Source organism: Stutzerimonas chloritidismutans (assembly GCF_051486945.1).
Taxonomy (GTDB): Bacteria; Pseudomonadota; Gammaproteobacteria; order Pseudomonadales; family Pseudomonadaceae; genus Stutzerimonas; species Stutzerimonas chloritidismutans_B.
In genome coordinates, this window is record NZ_JAHVDX010000004.1 from 278718 (window position 1) to 298495 (window position 19778).

Below are 19778 nucleotides of genomic sequence, written 5' to 3' on the forward strand. Positions count from 1 at the left end.
GAACCGCCAGATCTTCCCGGCAGGACTTGAAGTTCCTCGCCCCTCACTCCGGCACCTCCACACACACATGAATCGCATCGTGCCGCCAGTACTCCACGTCGCAATCAATCAGTCGATCGTGCTGGTCGCGGTTGAGCCGGGTGATGCGTAGGGCTGGGCTGCCGGGGGCGGTGCGCAGGGTTGAGGCGGCTTCGGGGTGTAGGGCGGTGGGGACCATGTCGAAGCGGACGCGGCCGTAATGGATGCCGTATTCGCTGGCATAGAGCTCAGTCAGCGAGCGGGTCAGGTCGAAGTCGAGGATGCCCGGGAAATAGCTGGGGTTCAGGTAGTGTTCGACGTAGAGCACCAGACGACCGTCGATGCGCCGCGCTCGGCGGATCTGGACGACGCCGGACAACGCCGGCAATCCCAGGCGCGCGCAGATGTCTGCGGCGGCGGGCACCAACCGCGCCGATAAGACTTCGGTCGCCGGAATTCGCCCTTGCTCGTTAACCATGGCGTGGAAATGGCTACGCACCAGCGGGTTGTAGGCGATCCGAGGCGGCGAGACGAACCAGCCGCGGCGATCCTCACGGTAGATCAGCCCCTGTGACTCGAGTTGGCCCAGGGCTTCTCGCAGGGTGATGCGCGTGGTGGCGAAGAGCTCGCTGAGCTTGCGCTCGGACGGCAGTTGCCCGCTGGGCGGCAGCAAGCCATGGGCGATCTGCTCCTGCAGTGATCGACAGATCGCCGTAACCGCCCGAGGTGCCTCGTCGCGCATCAATATCTCCTCCGCTGGGCTAGTCCAGTACTGGAACAGAGCCTCTGCTCTCGTTATCTCGACCGTAAACACCGTTCAGGCTAGGCAAGCCAAATGACCGCCGCATGACATTGGCACAGAAAAACGCAGCCCGCCGCGGTTACTTCGAACCGTTCAAGCGTATCGGCGAATTTCATCAGCCCACGCCAGGCAAGGTTTTCAGCCTGAGCTAGGCTTGCTACGGCACTCCTGTCGCGGTGTCGCTCCACCGGGCGGCGGCGGAGGCAACGACATCAAATTGTCATTTGCATCCCCTAGATTGGCTCGAAATCGTGCTGATGTAGACCAACGACCTGCGAAAGGAGCTTCTGATGAAACGACTGCTGCTGGCATCACTGCTGGGATCGGCGATTGCCCTGGCGACATCGGCGAACGCCGCACAAACGGACCTGAAAGGCCTCGAAGAGGCGGCGCGCGCAGAAGGTGAGGTCAACAGCGTCGGCATGCCGGACAGCTGGGCCAACTGGAAAGACACCTGGCAGGATCTGCAGAACAAATACGGCCTCAAGCACATGGATACCGACATGAGCTCGGCCCAGGAGATCGCCAAGTTCGCTGCGGAAAAGGATAACGCCACGGCCGACATCGGCGACGTCGGTGCCGCGTTCGGGCCCATCGCTGTTCAGCAGGGCGTGACGCAAGCCTACAAGCCGAGCACTTGGGACCAAGTCCCCGACTGGGCCAAGGACAAGGACGGCCACTGGCTGCTGGCCTACACCGGCTCGATTGCCTTTATCGTTAACAAGCAGCTAGTCAAGGAGGCACCGACGTCCTGGGCCGAGCTCAAGAACGGCAAGTACAAGGTCGCCATCGGTGACGTCAGCGCCGCCGCCCAGGCCGTGAACGGTGTGCTGGCAGCCGCCATCGCCAACGGCGGTGACGAGACGAACATCCAGCCGGGCCTGGACTATTTTGCCGAGATCGCCAAGCAGGGCCGCCTGTCCCTGTCGAACCCGACGATCCAGACGCTGGAGCGCGGCGAAGTGGAAGTCGGTGTGGTTTGGGACTTCAACGGCCTGTCCTACCGCGACCAGATCGACCCGAGCCGCTTCGAAGTGCTGATTCCCTCTGATGGTTCGGTGATTTCCGGCTACACGACCATCATCAACAAGTGGGCCAAGCACCCCAACGCCGCCAAGCTGGCGCGTGAGTACATCCTGTCCGACGCCGGGCAGATCAACCTTGCCAAGGGCAACGCAAGGCCAATTCGTGCCGAGCATCTGACCCTGCCGGCCGAGGTGCAGGCGAAACTGCTGCCCAACGAGCAGTACGCCAAGGTCCGGCCCATCAAGGACGCAGAGGCTTGGGAAGCCACCTCCAAGGCTCTGCCGCAGCAGTGGCAGGAAAACGTGATCATCGAGATGGAATGACCGGAGGCGGGAAGCCAGCGGCACCAAGGAACAGGTCAGCTCGCGAGTGCGCTCGAAGAGCGGCACTCGCGAGCGATGACCCGAAAGCGTTCTCTCTACAGCAGGCAACCGGCAGGAAACGCAAGCATGGGCAAAGCCATCCTCGTCATCCTTGACGGCCTCAGCTACGAGGTGGCCGAGCACGCCCTCGGGCACCTGCAGGCCTATTGCATGGCCGGGCGCGGCGCCCTGTACCGGCTGCAGTGCGAACTGCCGGCCCTGTCCCGGCCGTTGTACGAGTGCATCCTGACCGGCGTGCCACCCATCGAGAGCGGCATCGTGCATAACGATGTGGTGCGGCTGTCCAACGAGCGCAGCGTTTTCCACTACGCTCGCAAGGCGGGGCTGACCACGGCGGCTGCGGCCTATCACTGGGTCAGCGAGCTCTATAACCGCGCGCCGTTCCACGCCGCGCGCGACCGTCACAGCGAGACCCCCGAGCTGCCGATCCAGCACGGGCATTTTTACTACGAAGACCATTACCCCGACTCACACCTGCTTGCCGACGCGGAAGGTCTGCGGCTGCGGCATCGCCCCGACTTCCTGCTGGTGCACCCGATGAACATCGACGACGCCGGCCACAGGCACGGCCTGGATTCGTCTCAGTACCGCAACGCGGCGCGCCGTGCCGACGTTCTGTTAGCGGAGTACCTGCAGCGTTGGCTGGATGACGGCTATCAGGTGCTGGTCACAGCCGACCACGGTATGAACAACGATCGCTCCCACAATGGCCTGCTGCCGGAGGAGCGCGAAGTGCCGCTGTTCGTTCTCGGCTCGGCATTCAGCCTCGATACCGCCGCGCGCCCGAAACAGACCGAGCTGTGCGGCACGCTGTGCGAGCTGCTTGGCGTAGCGCATGACAAGCCCGCGTGCCGGGAGCTGCTGAAATGACCGCGCCACTGGAGAACAACCTCAAGACCGCGGCCATACGCGACCATGCCGCTCCGGCCGCGGTGGGTCGCAGACCTGCTCGTGGCAAACAGCTGGCGCTGCTCTGCCTGCTGCCCTTCGCGCTGTTCTTCTTCGCCTTCCAGATCGCCCCGCTGCTGTGGGTGACGGTCAACAGCCTGAACACGCCCGAGGGCTGGGGACTGGCCAATTTTCAGAAGATCTTCGGCTCGAAGTTCTACCTGCAAGCGATCAAGCACAGCCTGCAGATCGCCTTCTGGTCGAGCCTGTTCGGCATCGTCATCGCGATTCTGGGGAGTTACTCGTTGCGTCAGGTCGACTCCAAACTGCGCGACTTCGTCATGGCTTTTTCCAACATGACCAGCAACTTCGCGGGCGTACCCTTGGCCTTTGCGTTCGTCATCCTGCTCGGCTTCAACGGGGCGCTGACCATCCTGCTCAAGCAGGCCGGGATCATCGAGGACTTCAACCTCTACTCCAAGACCGGCCTGATCGTGCTCTACACCTATTTCCAGATTCCGCTGGGCGTGTTGCTGCTCTATCCCGCGTTCGACGCGCTGCGCGAAGACTGGCGCGAGTCGGCATCCTTGCTGGGCGCGGGAACCTGGAGCTACTGGCGCTACATCGGCCTGCCGGTGCTGACGCCCGCGTTGCTCGGTACTTTCGTCATCCTGCTGGCCAACGCGCTGGGCGCCTATGCCACCGTCTATTACCTCACCACGGGCAACTTCAACGTCTTGCCGATCCGCATCGCGGCGATGATTTCCGGGGATATCTCGCTGGATCCGCACATGGCCAGTGCGCTGGCGATGGTGCTGGTCGGGCTGATGGCAGTGATTACCGTGGCGCACCAGCTGCTGCTGAAGAGGAGCTACCATGCGAGCCGCTGAAGCCCGGCGCGGCCAGCTCTACCACCGCATCGTGGTGTGGTTGCTGTTCCTGATCCTGCTGCTGCCATTGGCAGCGACCTTTTTCTATTCGATCGCCAGCAGTTGGTCAGCGACCATCCTGCCGGACGGCCTGACCCTCGACTGGTACCTGCAGCTGTGGAGCGACGAACGCTTCCTGCGCGCCTTCGGTCAGTCCCTGCTGGTCTGCTTTGGTGCCCTGGCGCTGGCGCTGGTGCTGATCCTGCCGCTGCTGTTCGTGGTGCACTACCACTTTCCGAAACTCGACGGTCTGATGAACATCCTGATCCTGCTGCCCTTCGCGGTACCGCCGGTGGTGTCCTCGGTCGGGCTGCTGCAGCTGTACGGCTCCGGGCCGCTGGCGATGGTCGGTACGCCGTGGATACTGATCGGCGCCTACTTCACCATCACCCTGCCCTTCATGTACCGCGCGATCAGCAACAACCTGCAGGCAATCAACCTGCGCGACTTGATGGACGCCGCCCACCTGCTCGGCGCCAGTACCTGGAAGGCAGCGTTCCTGGTAGTGCTGCCGAACCTGCGCAAGGGCCTGATGGTGTCGCTGTTCCTGTCGTTCTCGTTTCTGTTCGGTGAGTTCGTCTTTGCCAATCTTTTGGTGGGCACGCGCTACGAGACCCTGCAGGTTTACCTGAACAACATGAAAAACAGCAGCGGTCACTTCAATAGCGCGCTGGTGATCTCCTACTTCTTCTTCGTACTGGTGTTTACCTGGGCGGCGACCCGGTTGAATCGAGAGCGTACCGCCTGAGCGCGTAGGTCGTTTGGTAAGGCTGTGCGGCCGAGCCTGACGTGCGTGTCTCGCCAGGTCGAGCTTCTTCAAACCGATCCATGCCACCGCAGCGGCACTTCGAGACAGGAACCCTCATGAGCTACCTTTCCATTCGCGGCCTGCACAAATCCTTTGGTGAGACCCAGGTCTTCAGCGACATCCACTGCGAGATCACCAAGGGTGAGCTGATCACTCTGCTCGGCCCGTCCGGTTGCGGCAAATCCACCCTGCTGCGCTGCATCGCCGGGCTGACCGAGGTAGACGGCGGGCTGATTCTGCTCGATGGCGAGGATCTGGTGCCGCTGGCGCCGCAAAAGCGCCAGATCGGCATGGTATTCCAGAGCTACGCGCTGTTCCCCAACATGACCGTGGAGCAGAACGTCGCCTTCGGCCTGCGCATGCAGAAAATCGCCCGGGACGACAGCGCGCGACGGGTCGCCGAGGTGCTGGAGATGGTCGAGCTCAACGATTACGCGCGGCGCTACCCCAGCCAACTCTCAGGCGGCCAATGTCAGCGTGTCGCTCTGGCGCGCTCGTTGGTCACGCGCCCTCGCCTGCTGTTGCTCGATGAGCCGCTATCGGCGTTGGACGCCCGCATCCGCAAGCACCTTCGCGAACAGATCCGCACGATCCAGCAGGAGCTGGGACTGACGACCATTTTCGTCACCCATGACCAGGAAGAGGCGCTGACGCTTTCCGACCGCATCCTGCTGATGAATGCCGGCCGCATCGTCCAGAGCGCCGATGCCGAAACCCTCTACACCGCACCGGTGGACGCCTTCGCCGCCGGTTTCATCGGCAACTACAACCTGCTCTCCGCCGAAGTCGCCACCCGCCTGCTGCAACGTCCGGTCAATGTACAGGTGGCGATTCGGCCTGAAGCCATCGCCTTGCTCAACACAACCGAAGGCAACACCGGCATTGCAGCCGTGATCAAGAGCCATAGCCTGCTCGGCAACGTGATCCGTTACCGCGTCGAAGCGCGCGACGTCGAACTCTTGGTCGACGTGCTCAACCGCTCCTCGGCCGATCTCTATCCCCAGGGTCGTCAGGTAAGCCTTACCATCGACGCTTGCGCAATTCACGAGGTGGCTTGATGGCCCTGGCAATTTTCGACCTGGACGAAACCCTGATCGACGGCGACTGCGCCAGTCTTTGGTCCCATGAAATGGCCAAGATCGGCTGGGTGGATGGGGAATCCTTCCTGCGCAAGGATGCCGAGCTGATGGCCGAGTACGCCTTCGGTCGGCTGGCGATGGAGGACTACATGACGTTCAGCCTGGCGCCGCTGGTCGGCCGCACGGCCGAAGAGGTCGACCACATCGTTGGGCCCTTCGTCGAGGACGTGATCGAGCCGCTGATCTACAGCGACGCCATGCGCCATATCGCCGAACATCGCAAAGCCGGCGACCGCATTCTGGTGATTTCCGCGTCGGCGGAGTTCCTCGTCGGCGCGGTTGCCGAGCGGCTCGGAATCAACGAGGTTTTGGCCATCCAGCTGGAAGAGCAGCACGGCTTCTACAGCGGCAACACCCGTGGCGTGCTGACCTACCGTGAAGGCAAGGTGACGCGGTTACGCGAGTGGGCCGAAGCGGCAGGCGAGTCGCTGGACGGCGCGCACTTCTACTCCGACTCGATCAACGACCTGCCGCTGCTCGAACAGGTGGCGCATCCGCACGTGGTCAATCCCGATCCGCTGCTGCGCGAACAGGCCGAGGCCCGGGGCTGGCCGGTGCTCAGCTGGGCCTGAGTCGCGACCGGGGCTGCATCAGCCCCCAGCTGTCAACGGCAGCGACACCCGGAAGGTCGATCCCTGACCTTCTTCACTTTCAACCGCAATGCAGCCCTGGTGCGCCCGGACGATCTGCTCGGCAATAAACAGGCCCAAGCCTAGGCCCGCGCTGCGTTCGCTGCCCTCGGCGCGTTCGAACTGGCAGAAGATACGTTCAAGGCTCTTCTGGCTGATGCCGATGCCCTGGTCCTGCACTTCGATCCAGGCCTGTTCGCCCTGTTGGCCCACTGAGACCTGTACCGGTTTACCTGCGCCGTAGCGCATGGCGTTGGTGAGTAGGTTAGCCAGCACCTGCTCGATACGAAATTCGTCCCATATGCCAACCACCGGTTCGGGGCGTTGGAATATCAGTGCGCAGCCGCTCGCTTCCATCTGGGGGGCGAAATTTTCGACCACGTTGGCGACAAGATGGCACAGGTCGACGCGCGTGGGTTGGATCGACAATTTCCCGGTACGAATGCGTGACACATCGAGCATGTCGTCGATCAGTCGAATCAGGCTTTGCACCTGCCGCTCGTCCTTGTCGACCATCTGCCGCAGCCGTTCTTCGCTGAACGCCGCAAAGTTGTTGCGGGCCAGCTGCAACTTGCGCAGCTGCACCTCGAGGATAAGCGTGTTCAGCGGTGTCTTCAGTTCGTGCGAGACGATGGACATGAAGTCGTCGCGCATGCGCACGGCGTCTTCAAGTTCTGCCTTGGTGCTGCGCAGCTCGTCGAGCAGCACTTCCTGCTCCCGGCGGCTCTGTTCGAGCGCCTCGAGCTGACGGGCCATGCGCTTGCGGTTGCGGTACAAGTCGACGAACACGCTGACCTTGCTGCGCACCGCGTGGGTGTCGAGCGGCTTCTGCATGAAGTCGACCGCACCGCTTTCGTAACCTTTGAACGCGTAATTCAGCTCCCGACCCGCGGCGCTGACGAACACGATGGGGATCTGTTTCGTGCGTTCGGTGCCGCGCATGAGTTCGGCCAGCTGGAAACCGTCCATGCCGGGCATCTGCACGTCGAGAATGGCCAGCGCGAACTCATGGCGCAGCAGTAACTCCAGCGCCTGCTCGGCCGACTCGGCCTGGTGCACACGCAAGCCCGGCGCCTTGAGCAGGGCGTCGAGTGCCAGGAGGTTCTCCGGCAGGTCATCGACGATCAGCAGGTTCGCTTCGTCCATTCGGTCAGGCATGGGTCACTCCAGTTCGCGCAACAGTCGATGGATATCGCGCAAGGGCAAAATGAAATCCGGCGCAAAGCGCTGGAGTGCTGCACGGGGCATGGTAACGACTTCGGCTTCGTCAGGGTCTTGAACGATGGTCAAGCCGCCTGCCTGGGCAATGGCCTCGAGCCCGGCGGCGCCATCCTCGTTGGCGCCGGTCAGCAGGATACCCGCCAACCGTTCACCCCAGGCATCGGCTGCCGACTCGAAGAGCACATCGATCGAGGGCCGGGAAAAATGCATCGCGTCGTCTTGGCTGAGCGAAAGGCTCAGGTCGGGCTCGACCAACAGGTGGTAGCCCGGTGCGGCGAAATACAACGTACCGCCGCGCACGGGTGCCTTGTCCGAGGCTTCCTGAACGGCCAGCTCCGTCTTGCGCCGGAAGATTTCGACCAGCTGCGTGGGCCCGATTGGCGGCACGTGCTGGACCACCAGCAGCGGCAGGCGAAAGCGACGAGGCAAGCCGGCGACGAGCACGCTGAGCGCCGCCAGCCCGCCAGCCGATGTGCCGATCACCACGGCATCGATCGGCCGGCGGCGCAGCGCGTCGAGAACCTCGACTGAAGTAGACGTCATGATTTACGGAACACCCGTTCCTGCTTGTCGAACGCCTCGAAGCGATCGGCGTACCCGGAAAACTCCACCGTTTCCTTGCTGCCGAGCCCGAGAAATCCACGATGGCAAAGTGATTCGTGAAACAGACCGAAAGCTCGATCCTGCAGCGGCTTGTTGAAATAGATCAGCACGTTGCGACAGGAGATCAGTTGCGTCTCGGCGAAGACACTGTCGGTCGCGAGGCTATGGTCGGCGAAAGTTACCTTTTCTTTCAACGACTTATCCATGATCGCCGCATCATAGGCGGCGGTGTAGTAATCGCTGAGACTGCCTTTGCCGCCGGCTCGCTGGTAGTTGTCGGTGTACTGGCGCATGTGCTCGATGTTGAAGATGCCCTTGCGTGCCTGATCCAGCGAGCGCGGGTTGATATCCGTGGCGTAGAGGATGGTGCGTTCGAGCAGTCCTTCCTCCTTGAGCATGATCGCCATCGAATAGACTTCCTCGCCCGTGCTACAGCCTGCGATCCAGATTTTTAGCGACGGATAGGTACGCAGCACGGGCACGACCTGCTCGCGCAGGCTCAGGTAGTAACCCGGGTCGCGGAACATCTCGCTCACGGGAATGGTGAGGTACTGCAGCAGCTCCATGAACGCCTGCGGATCGTAGAGGATGCGCCGCTGCAGAGCCGACACGTTTTCACATTGCATCTGCTTGAGCGCTAATAGCACGCGGCGCTTGAGCGAGGCGCTGGAATAGTCGCGAAAATCGTAGCTGTAGCGCAGGTAGATCGCCTCGATCAGCAGCTTCAGCTCAATGGCCAGCATGCGGTCCGGCATGTCACAGCAGCTCCACTTTTGGCAACCACACCCGGATCAGCGAAAACAGGCGGTCCAGGTCGATGGGCTTGGCCAGATAATCATTGGCACCAGCGCGCAGGCAGCGGTCCTGGTCGTCCTTCATGGCCTTGGCGGTGACAGCGATGATCGGCAGTTTGGCCAGGCGCGGATCCTTGCGGATTTCCTGCATGGCGGTAAAGCCATCCATCTCCGGCATCATGATGTCCATCAACACCAGATCGATGTCATCTACGTTTCGCAGTTGGGCGATGGCTTCATGGCCGTTGCGGGCAATCTCGATCAATGCGCCCTTCTGCTCGAGCGCGCTGGTCAAGGCGAAGACGTTACGCACATCGTCATCGACGACAAGGATCTTGCGGCCCTCGAAGGCCTTCTCGCGGCTGCGCACGCTCTTGAGCATCTTCTGCCGCTCGGGCGGCATGTCTGACTCGACCTTGTGCAGGAACAGCGTGACCTCATCGAGCAGGCGCTCGGGCGAGCGAGCGCCCTTGATGATGATCGAGCGCGAATATTTCATCAGCGCGGCTTCCTCATCGCGCGTGAGGTTGCGCCCGGTGTAAACGATCACCGGCGGGAACGAGCAAATCTCCTCGTGAGCCATGCGTTCGAGCAGTTCGTGGCCATCCATGTCGGGCAGCTTGAGGTCGATGATCATGCAGTCGAAGACGGTATGACGCAGTAGCTCCAGCGCCTTCTCGCCGAATTCAACCGCAGTGATCTCGACGTCCACGTCCTCGATCAGCCGTGACACGCTCTCTCGCTGACGGGCATCGTCCTCGACCAGCAGGATGCGCTTGACCTTCTGTGCCAGCTTGGCTTCGAGCCGACCGAAGACTTCCTTCAGGTCCTCGCGGGTAGTTGGTTTGGTCGCATAGCCGATTGCGCCCATCTGCAGCGCAGCCTCTTTGCGATCCTCAACCGACACGATGTGAACCGGGATGTGCCGTGTGACGGGGTTCTCCTTGAGCCGCTCGAGCACGGTCAGCCCGGAATGATCCGGGAGGCGCATGTCGAGCAGGATCGCGTCAGGGCGGTACTGAACCGCAGTATCGAAGCCGTGATCAGCATTCTGTGCGATCAGGCAGCTGTACTTCAGCTCATGAGCCAAGTCGCGAAGAATGCCGGCGAACTGCGGCTCATCTTCGATCACCAGCACCGACCGCTCGCTGAACGGAAAGGCATCACGATCATCTGGCACGGTCGATAGCGAAGGCGCCTGTGCAGGTGCCACGGGCGTGGCGGCAACGGGTTCGGCCACCGCGATGTCGGCAGCAAGGGGCTGGACTTGCTGGCGAGAAGGCGGCAGCGGCGCCGCTTCCGCCGGTTCAATCTCCTCGGGCGGGGTGTAGTGCTCAGGCACGACAAGCGTGAAGACGCTGCCCTTGCCCGGCTCGCTGCTGACCTCGATGGTGCCGCCCAGCAGGTGCGCCAGCTCGCGTGAAATGGACAACCCGAGACCGGTGCCGCCATAGCGGCGGTTGGTGGTGCCGTCGGCCTGGCGGAACGCCTCGAAGATCACCTCGTGCTGGTCCGCCGGGATACCAATGCCGGAATCCTGTACGGCAAAGGCGATTCGTTGCTCGTCGTGGCGCGCGACCTTGAGCGTGACCGAACCCTTCTCGGTGAACTTGAATGCGTTCGACAGCAGGTTTTTGACGATCTGCTCCAAGCGCTGGCGGTCGGTGTAGAGGCTGGACGGCAGGTCGTCCGTCAGCTCTACGTTGAACTGCAGCGACTTCTCCAGGGCCTGCGCCAGGAACAGGCTCTTCAGCCCGTCCATCATCCGCGACAGGATCAGCAATTCAGGCCGCACGTCGAGCTTCCCGGCCTCGACCTTGGAAATGTCGAGGATGTCGTTGATCAGGTTGAGCAGGTCGTTACCGGCCGAGTAAATCGAGCGCGCGAACTGCACCTGGTCGTCGTGGAGGTTTCCGTCCGGGTTGTCTGCCAGCAGCTTGGCGAGAATCAGCGAACTGTTGAGCGGCGTGCGCAGCTCGTGGGACATGTTGGCAAGGAATTCGGATTTGTACCGGCTGGCGCGCTGCAGTTCTTCAGCACGCTCTTCGAGCATCTCCTGCACTTCCTGCAGCCGATGGTTCTTCAGGTCCATTTCGTCGCGCTGGCGGGCAAGCTCCTCGGTGTGCTCGGCGAGCTGCTCGTTGGTCTGCTCCAGTTCGGCCTGCTGCTCCTCCATGTGCGCCTGCGACTCGCGCAGTGCGTTGGATTGCTCCTCAAGCTCCTCATTCGCGGCACGCAACTCTTCCTGCTGCACCTGCAATTCTTCGTTGAGTTGCTGGGTCTCAGCCAGCATGCGCTGCAGGCGCTGGCGATAGCGCGCCGCCTCGATGGCCGAGCCCATGTTGTCGCTGATGCGCCTGAGCAGCTCGCTATCCTCTTCGCGCAATGGGCGCAAAAAGCCGATCTCGAGCACGCCGTTGAGCATGCCGCTGTCCTCGACCGGAACGATGAGAACCGCTCCGGCATCCGTCTCGCCCAGCGCCGAGCTGACTTTCAGGTAACCGGTCGGCACCCGCTCCAGCATCATCGGCCGGCGTTCGAGGGCGACCTGCCCGACCAGCCCCTCACCAAATTCGAGGTTGCGAGCGGCATGCAATTTGTCGCTGTCCCACGCGAACTCCGCGACACGCTGAAGTTTGCCTTCCTGAGCGACGTAAAGCGCGCCGACCGAGGCGCCGAGATAGCGCGAAAGGAAATTGAGGATGTTCTGGCCCAGCGCTGGCAGCGTCTGCTCACCGATGATGGCTTCGCTGAGCTGGGTTTGCCCGGCGCGATACCAGGCCTGCTTTTCAAGGGCAGCGGCATGCGCCCGCTGCTGCTCCAGCGACTCGGCATAACTGTCTGACAAGCTGTACAGATCGCGCCTGCCGAAATAGGCCAACAGGCCGCTAAACAACAGACTGAGCGCCAGGAAACCACCGATCAGCGCGGTAGTGACCATTTCCGTCGTATCCGTTCGATCGGCACGTATCTGGCGCTCGTACGCGATGAACTCGTTGAGTAACCGCCTCTGCTCTTCCTTGAGCTGCAGGCCGCGCTTGCTGCGAACGTAGTCGACCACGGACTCATTTTGCGCACGGCGGGAGATCGCCTCTTCGGCAAAGGTCACCCACTGATCGTGGAGCATGCCCACCCGCTCGGCTCTGTTGAGTTGAACAGGATCCTCGTTGGCGTAGCTCTTCAGGTTCTGCAGCTGCTCAGCGAAGACCGGGAGCTCGTTCTGATAGGGCTCGAGAAAGACCTCTTCGCCTGCGATCAGATAGCCGCGCATCGAGGCTTCCATGTCGGCGACGACCTTCAGCATGTCATGCGCATACGCTACGCCAGCGACTGACCGCTCGACCCACTGCCCGACGTTCAGCAGGTAGTACACGATGGCACAGAAGAAAAATGCGCTGAGGAAACCGAACCCCAGCGGGACGGCCACGTTGCGATTGAGGATGCGCCGAAACTCGTTCTGATCGATGAAGGTGTCGCCCATCTGGTTTCCTTTCCGGACCGCCCTATGGCTGTCGCCCACGGCAAAAAGGCCGGCGGACCCGAGGTCCATTGCCGATCCCGACATGTTCTGGTTTTTTCGCGTGATTTAGGCCGCACACGCAAGGTGACCCGGCACTCTACACCGGCTCGCTGTTCAGCACAAAAAGCCCGGCTGAATGGCCGGGCTTAGATACAACGAAGGTGTGCGCTATCGGCGGGCGATCACCCAGACCGCGTGAATGATGCCGGGGATGTAGCCCAGCAACGTCAGCAGGATATTCAGCCAGAACGCGCCGCCCAGACCGACCTGCAGGAACACGCCCAGCGGTGGCAGCAGAATCGCGATGATGATTCGGATCAGGTCCATGTTTTACGTTCCCCCTCGCATGCGGTAATGCCATATGGCTCTGTCAAATCGACCTGCGCCGCTGAAAGGGGTTCCTTGCCACGCCAGCCCCGCTGCACTAGTCGGGGTTGCGCGGGTCGTCGCGCCGGGGCTTGCGCTTGCGCTGGATGTTGATCCACGAAAGCACTGCCAGGGCGATCATCAGGCCGGCCAGGTTGAAGGCACCCGCCAGCAGGTAGCCCAGCCCGGCGATCGAGCAGGCGACCAACCCGACCCAGCTCACGTAGCCCATCACCGTGCGGACGGGGTTTTGTTGCGGCGCCATTAGGCCGTCCTCCCTCGCATGCGCTCGAGCTCCTTGGCATCGTGGCTGCAAAACAGCGTGACTTCATCCTTGCGCTCCAGCGAGAGCGTCCAGAGCCGGTGCTGATTGGCCAGCCGTGCCGTGCGGTCGACTTCCATCATGCGCTGATAGAAGCGAAGCCCAGGCGTGCAGTGGCGCTCGGTCTGGCCAACTTCCTCTCGATAGAAGTAGGCATCGCCGGCATGCAACAGCCAGCCATTGCCCGTGTCCAGGGCCACGCCTGCGTGCCCGTGTGTATGGCCAGTGAGCGGAATCAGCATGATTTCTGGCGGCAGGCCGCGTAACGCCCGGACAGCCTGAAAGCCGAACCAGATGTCACCGCCTGGCTCGTAGAACTGCCAGTGACGCACCGCATCCCACTGGCTGGGCCGGTAGCGTCGGTGGCCGAGAAAGCTCCGCGTCGAGCGCGCCGCGTCCATCTCACGCTGCAGCACATGTACCTGTGCCTCGGGAAAGTCCTCCAGCCCGCCAGCATGGTCGAAATCGAGATGGGTCAGCACGATGTGGCGCACGTCAGCCGGATCGAAGCCGAGCTGTCGAACCTGTTCCAAAGCGGTATAGCGGCGTTCGAACTGGATGTTGTTGAAGGCAATGAAAAAGTGGCTGAGCCGTTTGCGAGGCTCCAGCACGTCGCAGGTGCCGAACCCGGTATCGACCAGCACCAGCCCGTGGGCGTCGGTTTCGACGAGCAGGCAGTGGCAGACCAGGCTGGCGGTCAGCCCCTGGCTGAAGCCGTCGAACAGCTTGCCGCCGACCGGGCACATGCAACCGCAATTGAGGTGATGAACGCGCATGATGGACTCCTCGCGGCCGCAACCCCGACGGCCGCCGACCGAATTGTCGTTCTGTACTCATTGTGAGGCCCGGGCCCGCTACAGAGTTCAGGCCTTCGGCCCGTCGGGCCATGCCCCACGACTCGACTATGCTCAAGGGACGCACGCGACTCGTGTCGCTCACCCGCTCGCCGGAGGGCCCTTACCGATGCGCTGCCCCTTCCGCCCGCATACCTGGCTGCTGCTCCTGCTGTTGATCTTCAGCGGGACAGCCCTCAGCGCAGCGCCCGTAACCGTGTTGCGAATCGACGGCGCAATCGGCCCGGCCAGCGTGGATTACCTGACCAGGGCGCTGGAGCGCGCCCAGCTCGACGAAGCGCAGTTGGTCGTGCTCGAGCTCGACACGCCCGGTGGGCTCGACGGCGCCATGCGCGAGATGATCAAGGCCGTGCTTGCCAGCCCGGTCCCCATTGCCACCTACGTCACCCCCAGCGGCTCACGCGCGGCCAGTGCCGGGACCTACCTGCTCTATGCCAGCCATGTCGCGGCCATGGCGCCAGGCACCAACCTTGGCGCGGCGACACCCGTCCAGCTCGGCGGCACGCCTGGCAAGGCATCCGACAGCCCGGATGCCGACGCCAAGGACGAAGACGGCGCCATGGCACGCAAGCAGGTCAACGACGCCGCGGCGTACATCCGCGGGCTGGCGCAGCTGCGCGGACGCAATGCCGACTGGGCCGAGCAGGCGGTGCGGGAGTCGGTCAGCCTGTCGGCGCGCGAAGCCCTGGAGCGTGACGTCATCGATTACATTGCCACCGACCTCCCCGACCTCATGACGCAACTGGACGGCAAGACGCTGCAGACCCGCACCGGCGAACGGACGCTCGAAACGGCCCAGGCGAGCCTGGAACGGCACGACCCGGACTGGCGGGTACGCCTGCTGGCCGTGATCACCAACCCCAGCGTCGCCCTGATCCTGATGATGATCGGCATCTATGGGCTGATCTTCGAATTCACCAATCCCGGCAGCGGCGGAGGCGGCGTCATTGGCGGGATCTGCCTGCTGCTTGCGTTCTACTCACTGCAACTGCTGCCGGTCAATTACGCCGGCGTGGCGCTGATCCTGCTAGGGCTCGCGTTCATGATCGCCGAAGCCTTCGTACCCAGTTTCGGCGTGCTGGGCCTGGGCGGCATCGCGGCGTTCGTGGCCGGCGCGGTGATCCTGATCGACACCGAGGTCCCCGGCTTTGGCATCCCGCTGGCCTTGATCGGCACGCTCGCCGTGGCCAGTGCATTGCTGCTCTTTCTGATTGTCAGCATGGCGCTGAAGGCGCGTCGGCAGCGCCTGGTCAGCGGCGACGCGAGCCTGGTCGGCAGCCTCGCTCAGGTCACCGGCATTCGCGCCGACGACTCGGCCTGCGGCTGGATCCAACTGCAGGGGGAACACTGGCAAGTGCACAGCCCGACGCCGCTGCGGCCGGGCCAACAAGTGCGCGTCGTGGGCAGGCGCGGGCTGCAACTGGACGTCACGGCGGCCGACGAGCCGCCTCCTGAAACGAGGTGATCCATGGGCTTTGAAATGAGCTTCATCGCGGTACTGGTGCTGCTGATCGCGATTCTCGCATCGGCTTTTCGCATCCTGCGCGAATACGAACGCGGCGTCGTGTTCCAGCTGGGGCGCTTCTGGAGGGTCAAGGGCCCGGGGTTGATTCTGGTGATTCCCGGTCTGCAGCAAATGGTACGGGTCGACCTTCGCACCCTGGTGCTGGACGTCCCCACGCAGGACGTGATCTCGCGTGACAACGTCTCGGTGAAGGTCAACGCGGTGGTCTACTACCGCGTCCTGGATGCCGAAAAGGCCATCATCCAGGTCGAGGACTATCATTCGGCGACCAGTCAGCTGGCCCAGACGACTTTGCGTGCCGTGCTCGGCAAGCATGACCTGGACGACATGCTCGCCGAGCGAGAACAACTCAACAACGACATCCAGCAGGTGCTCGACGCGCAGACCGATGCCTGGGGTATCAAGGTCGCCAACGTGGAGATCAAGCATGTGGACCTCGACGAGTCCATGATCCGCGCCATCGCCCGCCAGGCCGAAGCGGAACGCGAGCGGCGGGCCAAGGTCATTCATGCAGAGGGCGAACTGCAGGCGTCGGAAAAACTCATGCAGGCCGCCGAGATGCTCGGTCGCCAGCCCGGCGCGATGCAGCTGCGCTACATGCAGACGCTGAGCAATATCGCCGGCGACAAGAACTCCACCATCGTCTTCCCGCTGCCCATGGAGCTGCTGCAGGGCCTGGGCAATCTCAACAAGAAATCCGAATAGAAGGTTCTATGCCGCCGCGTCTCGTCGCTTCAACCGTCCGTCTGTCGCTGCTCGCCGTGCTGGCGATCGCCCTGGCCGCCTGCGCGGCCTTCAGCCCGCGTGATCCGCTGAACGTGCAGGTTGCAGGCGTCGAGCCACTGCCCGGCGAAGGGCTGGAACTGCGCATGGCGGTCAAGCTCAGGGTGCAGAATCCCAACGACATGGCGCTGGAATACAACGGCGTGGCGCTGGATCTGGAGGTCAACGGCCGACGCCTGGCCAGTGGCGTCAGCGATGCCAGCGGCAGTGTGCCGCGTTTCGGCGAGACGGTGCTGCGCGTGCCGGTCACCATCTCCGCCTTCTCGGCCGCACGCCAGGCACTGGGCCTGGCCGAGCACATTGGCCTGGACGAGGTGCCCTACGTGCTACGCGGTAAGTTGGCTGGAGGGCTGTTCGGCACCCAGCGCTTCGTCGAGCGCGGCACCCTGGATCTCCAAGGCGCGCTGCCCAATCCCTATCGGCGATAGTGCCGGGGCGTCCAACGGACTTCTGTACGGTGGGTTGCCTGAACTTCGAATGGTCGATACGCCCGATCGCGAGCGAGCCCACTCCTACGAAGAGCACGAGAAGTCGGTTAAATCACGATTGCTATACCCAGCCGCGTCCGTAGGAGCCAGCCTGCTGGCGATCCGTGCCTCACGCCTACCGCAGAACCAGGCGCTGGCGTGCCGTCGCCTCGGCCCAGACGCTGTCGCTCAATCCACACGGCACTGCCCCGCCCGGCATCGGTGCGCTTCGTGGCTCGGGTCTTCCTGCATGAGCTTGCGGGTGACGCCGTTGGTCCAGCCAAAGCCGTCCTGCAGGGGGTATTCGCCGCCGCCGGCATGCTCGACGCAAGGCCTGAGCACGTATTTCTCGACCAGCTTGCTCTCGCGCTCGTAGAGGTGCGAAACGATGCTCAGCCAGCGCTCCTCGATCTGCAACGCCAGGGCGTCGTGACCGTAGCGCTGCAGGCCACGAATCGCCATCCACTGCAGCGGGGCCCAGCCGTTGGGGCGGTCCCATTGCTCGCCACTGCCGCTCACCTCGGTGGTGGACAGGCCACCCGGCGCCAGCAGACGGTCACGCACCACATCCGCGACCCGCGCCGCCTGCTGGTCGCTGGCCAACCTGACGAACAGCGGCGTGACGGTCGCCGCCGTGAGGTTGTCGCGCGCGGCCTGCAGCGTCCAGTCGTAGTCGAAGTAAGCGCCGCGCTCGTCGTGCCACAGGTAGCGGTCGATCGCCGCCAGTCGCGCCTCGGCGTGCGCCCGAAAGGTCTTGACGCAGCCTTGCCAGCCCTTGACCTCACTGAGCTGGGCAATCTTGAGCTCCAGGTAGTACAGAAAGCTGTTCAGGTCGACCGGAATGATGTTGGTGGTGCGAATGCTCGACAACCGGGTCGGGTCGCCCAGCCAGCGCGAGCTGAAATCCCAGCCGGATTCGGCACCCGCGCGCAGGTCGCGATAGACCTCGTGCGCCGGCCGGCTGGATGAGCGCGCCGTTTCGATGTCCTCCAGGTAGGACTCCTCGCGCGGGGTGTCGCGCTCGTCCCAGTAGCGGTTGAGCACGCTGCCATCGTCCAAGCAAACGCAGCGCCGGTGCGTCTCGCCAGGGCGTAGTCGGTCGGCCCCTTCGGTCCAGAAAGCGTGCTCCTTGAGCAGTTGTGGCAGGTAATCACTGGCACGGTGTACGCCGCTTTCCTCGAACAGGTCGGTCATCAGGGCGAAAACGGGGGGTTGCGAGCGGCTCAGGTAGTAGGAGCGATTGCCGTTGGGCACGTGCCCGTAGGTGTCGATCAGGTAGGCGAAGTTGTCCGCCATGGCGCGTAGCAGCTCGCAATGCCCGCTTTCATCGAGGCCCAGCATGGTGAAGTAGGAGTCCCAGTAGTACATCTCGGTGAAGCGGCCGCCCGGCACCACGTAATCGTGCGGCAGCGGCAGCAATGAGGAATGCGGTGGGTGAAGCTTGGGATGACGAGTCAGCACCGGCCAGAGCCGGTCGATGTGCTCGGCCAGGGAGTCGTTGGGGTTGGCGACGAATTCCTTGGGCGGCATTTCGAACACGCTGAAGTGGTCATTCACGAAGGCGACCAGATCGAAATCCGGCTCATGACAGCGCGCCCGATAGTTGTCGAGAATCCGTTCGGGGTCGATGCGCGGCGCGCAGTCGACGAAGGTTTTGCTGTCCTCGAAGACGCGCCCGGTCTGCACCGCGACGAAAAGTTCCTGGTAGCGATCGGCCGGGGTCAGGGTATCGGCAGCCGATACGCTGTGGGTGTCGTAGTCGAAGAGGCCTTTGCGGGTGTCGGTCATTGTTCGCTGTAGTTCCATAGCAAGCCGCCGTCGACCACGAGGGTCGCGCCGGTGATGTAGTCGGCATCGTCAGAGGCGAGAAAGGCCACCGCACCGGCCACATCGCGCGGCTGGCCGAGCCGATTGGCGGGAATGTTCTGCAGCAGCGCGCCGAGTTTGTCCGGCTGGTTCATCAGGTCGCGGTTGATCGGCGTCTCGATGGCGCCCGGCGCGATGTTGTTGACGGTAATGCCCAGCGGCGCGAGCTCGATGGCGATGTTGCGCATCAGCATCTTCAAGCCGCCCTTGCTTGCGCAGTAGGCGGTGAAATTGGGATGCGGCAGCTCTTCGTGCACCGAACTGTTGTTGATGATGCGGCCTCGGTGCCCGCAGTCGCGTACATGGCGGGCAAAGGACTGAGCGAGAAAGAAAGGTCCGCGCAGGTTGATGTCGAGCACCTGGTCATAGTCCTCTTCGCTGGCGTCCAGGAATGACGCATGCGTCTGCACGCCCGCGTTGTTGACCAGAATGTCGAGGCGCCCCATCTGCTCGACGGCCTGCTCGACCAGACGCCGGCAATCGGCGACGACGCCGACGTCCGCCGGAATGAAGCAGGCGCGGCGGCCCAAACCCTGGATCTGCGCGAGCGTCTCGTCCGACAGCGCATTCGCTTGGCGGCTGTTGAGGACCAGGTCCGCGCCCTCCTCGGCCAGCCGCAAGGCGATGCCGCGGCCGATCCCCTGCGTACTGCCCGTGACCAGCGCAACCTTGTTCTCGAGCTTCATTCGGCACCTCGTCATGGGTCGATTACCTGTTCTGACGGGTCGCTGGCCGTTGCGTTCACGCCTGGGTTTTTACAGATGCTTCAGGGACTGTCCGGGCGGTCAGCCAGGCAGACAAGCGCAGGCGGCAGGCGCACAATGGCCGGCTTTCC

At 63.1% G+C, this 19778-nt stretch carries 19 protein-coding genes; 9 read left to right on the top strand and 10 right to left on the bottom strand.

Annotated features, from left to right (window positions below; all coding sequences use genetic code 11):
* Positions 1 to 43: 43 nt before the first annotated feature.
* Positions 44 to 760 carry a UTRA domain-containing protein gene (locus tag KXR72_RS16700; RefSeq protein ID WP_437422217.1) on the bottom strand — a complete coding sequence of 239 codons (717 nt, stop codon included), beginning with the start codon at positions 758 to 760 and terminating at the stop codon, positions 44 to 46.
* Positions 761 to 1110: 350 nt separating this feature from the next.
* Between KXR72_RS16700 and KXR72_RS16705 the strand changes: the two genes are divergently transcribed.
* The 6 genes from KXR72_RS16705 (at position 1111) to KXR72_RS16730 (ending at position 6565) form a co-directional block, all read left to right on the top strand.
* Complete coding sequence (locus KXR72_RS16705) at positions 1111 to 2169, top strand: ABC transporter substrate-binding protein (RefSeq protein WP_437422218.1); 1059 nt, start codon at positions 1111 to 1113, stop codon at positions 2167 to 2169.
* A 126-nt stretch (positions 2170 to 2295) separates the two neighbouring features.
* Entirely contained in the window at positions 2296 to 3099 is an 804-nt protein-coding gene (locus tag KXR72_RS16710; protein ID WP_437422219.1) for an alkaline phosphatase family protein, read from the top strand.
* Positions 3096 to 4007, top strand: coding sequence for an ABC transporter permease (locus tag KXR72_RS16715; RefSeq protein ID WP_437422220.1), 912 nt, complete (start codon positions 3096 to 3098; stop codon positions 4005 to 4007). The genes KXR72_RS16710 and KXR72_RS16715 overlap by 4 nt, the downstream gene beginning before the upstream one ends.
* On the top strand, positions 3994 to 4794 hold the full coding sequence (locus KXR72_RS16720; RefSeq protein ID WP_437422221.1) for an ABC transporter permease: 801 nt from the start codon (positions 3994 to 3996) through the stop codon (positions 4792 to 4794). The genes KXR72_RS16715 and KXR72_RS16720 overlap by 14 nt, the downstream gene beginning before the upstream one ends.
* Positions 4795 to 4910: 116 nt before the next feature.
* Positions 4911 to 5912 carry an ABC transporter ATP-binding protein gene (locus KXR72_RS16725; RefSeq protein ID WP_437422222.1) on the top strand — a complete coding sequence of 334 codons (1002 nt, stop codon included), beginning with the start codon at positions 4911 to 4913 and terminating at the stop codon, positions 5910 to 5912.
* Positions 5912 to 6565 (top strand): HAD family hydrolase, encoded by a 654-nt coding sequence (locus tag KXR72_RS16730; RefSeq protein WP_437422223.1) that lies wholly within the window; start codon positions 5912 to 5914, stop codon positions 6563 to 6565. Before KXR72_RS16725 ends, KXR72_RS16730 begins: the two co-directional genes overlap by 1 nt.
* Positions 6566 to 6583: 18 nt before the next feature.
* Here KXR72_RS16730 and KXR72_RS16735 read toward each other — a convergent pair whose 3' ends face one another.
* The 7 genes from KXR72_RS16735 to KXR72_RS16765 all read right to left on the bottom strand — a co-directional run bounded on the left by KXR72_RS16735 (position 6584) and on the right by KXR72_RS16765 (position 14224).
* Entirely contained in the window at positions 6584 to 7780 is a 1197-nt protein-coding gene (locus KXR72_RS16735; RefSeq protein WP_437422224.1) for a hybrid sensor histidine kinase/response regulator, read from the bottom strand.
* A gap of 3 nt (positions 7781 to 7783) precedes the next feature.
* Complete coding sequence (locus KXR72_RS16740) at positions 7784 to 8386, bottom strand: chemotaxis protein CheB (protein WP_437422225.1); 603 nt, start codon at positions 8384 to 8386, stop codon at positions 7784 to 7786.
* Positions 8383 to 9201 carry a CheR family methyltransferase gene (locus KXR72_RS16745; RefSeq protein WP_437422226.1) on the bottom strand — a complete coding sequence of 273 codons (819 nt, stop codon included), beginning with the start codon at positions 9199 to 9201 and terminating at the stop codon, positions 8383 to 8385. Before KXR72_RS16745 ends, KXR72_RS16740 begins: the two co-directional genes overlap by 4 nt.
* Before the next feature lies 1 nt (position 9202).
* The gene (locus KXR72_RS16750) at positions 9203 to 12721 is read right to left on the bottom strand and encodes a response regulator (RefSeq protein ID WP_437422227.1); all 3519 of its coding nucleotides are present in this window, start codon (positions 12719 to 12721) and stop codon (positions 9203 to 9205) included.
* Positions 12722 to 12928: 207 nt separating this feature from the next.
* A complete protein-coding gene (locus KXR72_RS16755; protein ID WP_122163549.1) occupies positions 12929 to 13087 on the bottom strand; it encodes a YqaE/Pmp3 family membrane protein in 159 nt (52 codons plus the stop codon).
* A 97-nt stretch (positions 13088 to 13184) separates the two neighbouring features.
* Positions 13185 to 13391 carry a hypothetical protein gene (locus tag KXR72_RS16760; RefSeq protein ID WP_437422228.1) on the bottom strand — a complete coding sequence of 69 codons (207 nt, stop codon included), beginning with the start codon at positions 13389 to 13391 and terminating at the stop codon, positions 13185 to 13187.
* Positions 13391 to 14224, bottom strand: coding sequence for an MBL fold metallo-hydrolase (locus tag KXR72_RS16765; RefSeq protein ID WP_437422229.1), 834 nt, complete (start codon positions 14222 to 14224; stop codon positions 13391 to 13393). The genes KXR72_RS16760 and KXR72_RS16765 overlap by 1 nt, the downstream gene beginning before the upstream one ends.
* Before the next feature lie 187 nt (positions 14225 to 14411).
* Here KXR72_RS16765 and KXR72_RS16770 point away from each other — a divergent pair, with 187 nt between their 5' ends.
* The 3 genes from KXR72_RS16770 to KXR72_RS16780 are packed head-to-tail and all read left to right on the top strand — an operon-like array spanning position 14412 to position 17038.
* Entirely contained in the window at positions 14412 to 15767 is a 1356-nt protein-coding gene (locus KXR72_RS16770; protein ID WP_437422230.1) for an NfeD family protein, read from the top strand.
* Between the two features lie 3 nt (positions 15768 to 15770).
* Positions 15771 to 16532 carry a slipin family protein gene (locus KXR72_RS16775; RefSeq protein WP_423705916.1) on the top strand — a complete coding sequence of 254 codons (762 nt, stop codon included), beginning with the start codon at positions 15771 to 15773 and terminating at the stop codon, positions 16530 to 16532.
* An 8-nt stretch (positions 16533 to 16540) separates the two neighbouring features.
* Positions 16541 to 17038 (top strand): LEA type 2 family protein, encoded by a 498-nt coding sequence (locus KXR72_RS16780; RefSeq protein ID WP_437422231.1) that lies wholly within the window; start codon positions 16541 to 16543, stop codon positions 17036 to 17038.
* Positions 17039 to 17266: 228 nt separating this feature from the next.
* On the opposite strand, the gene treF is transcribed toward KXR72_RS16780, so the two are convergent.
* Together treF and KXR72_RS16790 are read right to left on the bottom strand one after the other, a co-directional pair.
* On the bottom strand, positions 17267 to 18865 hold the full coding sequence (gene treF / locus KXR72_RS16785; RefSeq protein ID WP_437422232.1) for an alpha,alpha-trehalase TreF: 1599 nt from the start codon (positions 18863 to 18865) through the stop codon (positions 17267 to 17269).
* Complete coding sequence (locus KXR72_RS16790; protein WP_437422233.1) at positions 18862 to 19629, bottom strand: SDR family NAD(P)-dependent oxidoreductase; 768 nt, start codon at positions 19627 to 19629, stop codon at positions 18862 to 18864. Before KXR72_RS16790 ends, treF begins: the two co-directional genes overlap by 4 nt.
* Positions 19630 to 19778: the final 149 nt, after the last annotated feature.

Bases quoted from the DNA above. Each gene is read 5' to 3' on its own strand.
- KXR72_RS16700 (WP_437422217.1), bottom strand. From the start codon at position 760: ATGCGCGACGAGGCACCTCGGGCGGTTACGGCGATCTGTCGATCACTG.
- KXR72_RS16725 (WP_437422222.1), top strand. From the start codon at position 4,911: ATGAGCTACCTTTCCATTCGCGGCCTGCACAAATCCTTTGGTGAGACC.
- KXR72_RS16780 (WP_437422231.1), top strand. From the start codon at position 16,541: ATGCCGCCGCGTCTCGTCGCTTCAACCGTCCGTCTGTCGCTGCTCGCC.
- KXR72_RS16745 (WP_437422226.1), bottom strand. From the start codon at position 9,201: ATGCCGGACCGCATGCTGGCCATTGAGCTGAAGCTGCTGATCGAGGCG.
- KXR72_RS16770 (WP_437422230.1), top strand. From the start codon at position 14,412: ATGCGCTGCCCCTTCCGCCCGCATACCTGGCTGCTGCTCCTGCTGTTG.
- KXR72_RS16740 (WP_437422225.1), bottom strand. From the start codon at position 8,386: ATGACGTCTACTTCAGTCGAGGTTCTCGACGCGCTGCGCCGCCGGCCG.
- KXR72_RS16760 (WP_437422228.1), bottom strand. From the start codon at position 13,391: ATGGCGCCGCAACAAAACCCCGTCCGCACGGTGATGGGCTACGTGAGC.
- KXR72_RS16765 (WP_437422229.1), bottom strand. From the start codon at position 14,224: ATGCGCGTTCATCACCTCAATTGCGGTTGCATGTGCCCGGTCGGCGGC.
- KXR72_RS16790 (WP_437422233.1), bottom strand. From the start codon at position 19,629: ATGAAGCTCGAGAACAAGGTTGCGCTGGTCACGGGCAGTACGCAGGGG.
- KXR72_RS16730 (WP_437422223.1), top strand. From the start codon at position 5,912: ATGGCCCTGGCAATTTTCGACCTGGACGAAACCCTGATCGACGGCGAC.
- KXR72_RS16735 (WP_437422224.1), bottom strand. From the start codon at position 7,780: ATGCCTGACCGAATGGACGAAGCGAACCTGCTGATCGTCGATGACCTG.
- KXR72_RS16715 (WP_437422220.1), top strand. From the start codon at position 3,096: ATGACCGCGCCACTGGAGAACAACCTCAAGACCGCGGCCATACGCGAC.
- KXR72_RS16720 (WP_437422221.1), top strand. From the start codon at position 3,994: ATGCGAGCCGCTGAAGCCCGGCGCGGCCAGCTCTACCACCGCATCGTG.
- KXR72_RS16775 (WP_423705916.1), top strand. From the start codon at position 15,771: ATGGGCTTTGAAATGAGCTTCATCGCGGTACTGGTGCTGCTGATCGCG.
- KXR72_RS16710 (WP_437422219.1), top strand. From the start codon at position 2,296: ATGGGCAAAGCCATCCTCGTCATCCTTGACGGCCTCAGCTACGAGGTG.
- treF (WP_437422232.1), bottom strand. From the start codon at position 18,865: ATGACCGACACCCGCAAAGGCCTCTTCGACTACGACACCCACAGCGTA.
- KXR72_RS16705 (WP_437422218.1), top strand. From the start codon at position 1,111: ATGAAACGACTGCTGCTGGCATCACTGCTGGGATCGGCGATTGCCCTG.
- KXR72_RS16750 (WP_437422227.1), bottom strand. From the start codon at position 12,721: ATGGGCGACACCTTCATCGATCAGAACGAGTTTCGGCGCATCCTCAAT.
- KXR72_RS16755 (WP_122163549.1), bottom strand. From the start codon at position 13,087: ATGGACCTGATCCGAATCATCATCGCGATTCTGCTGCCACCGCTGGGC.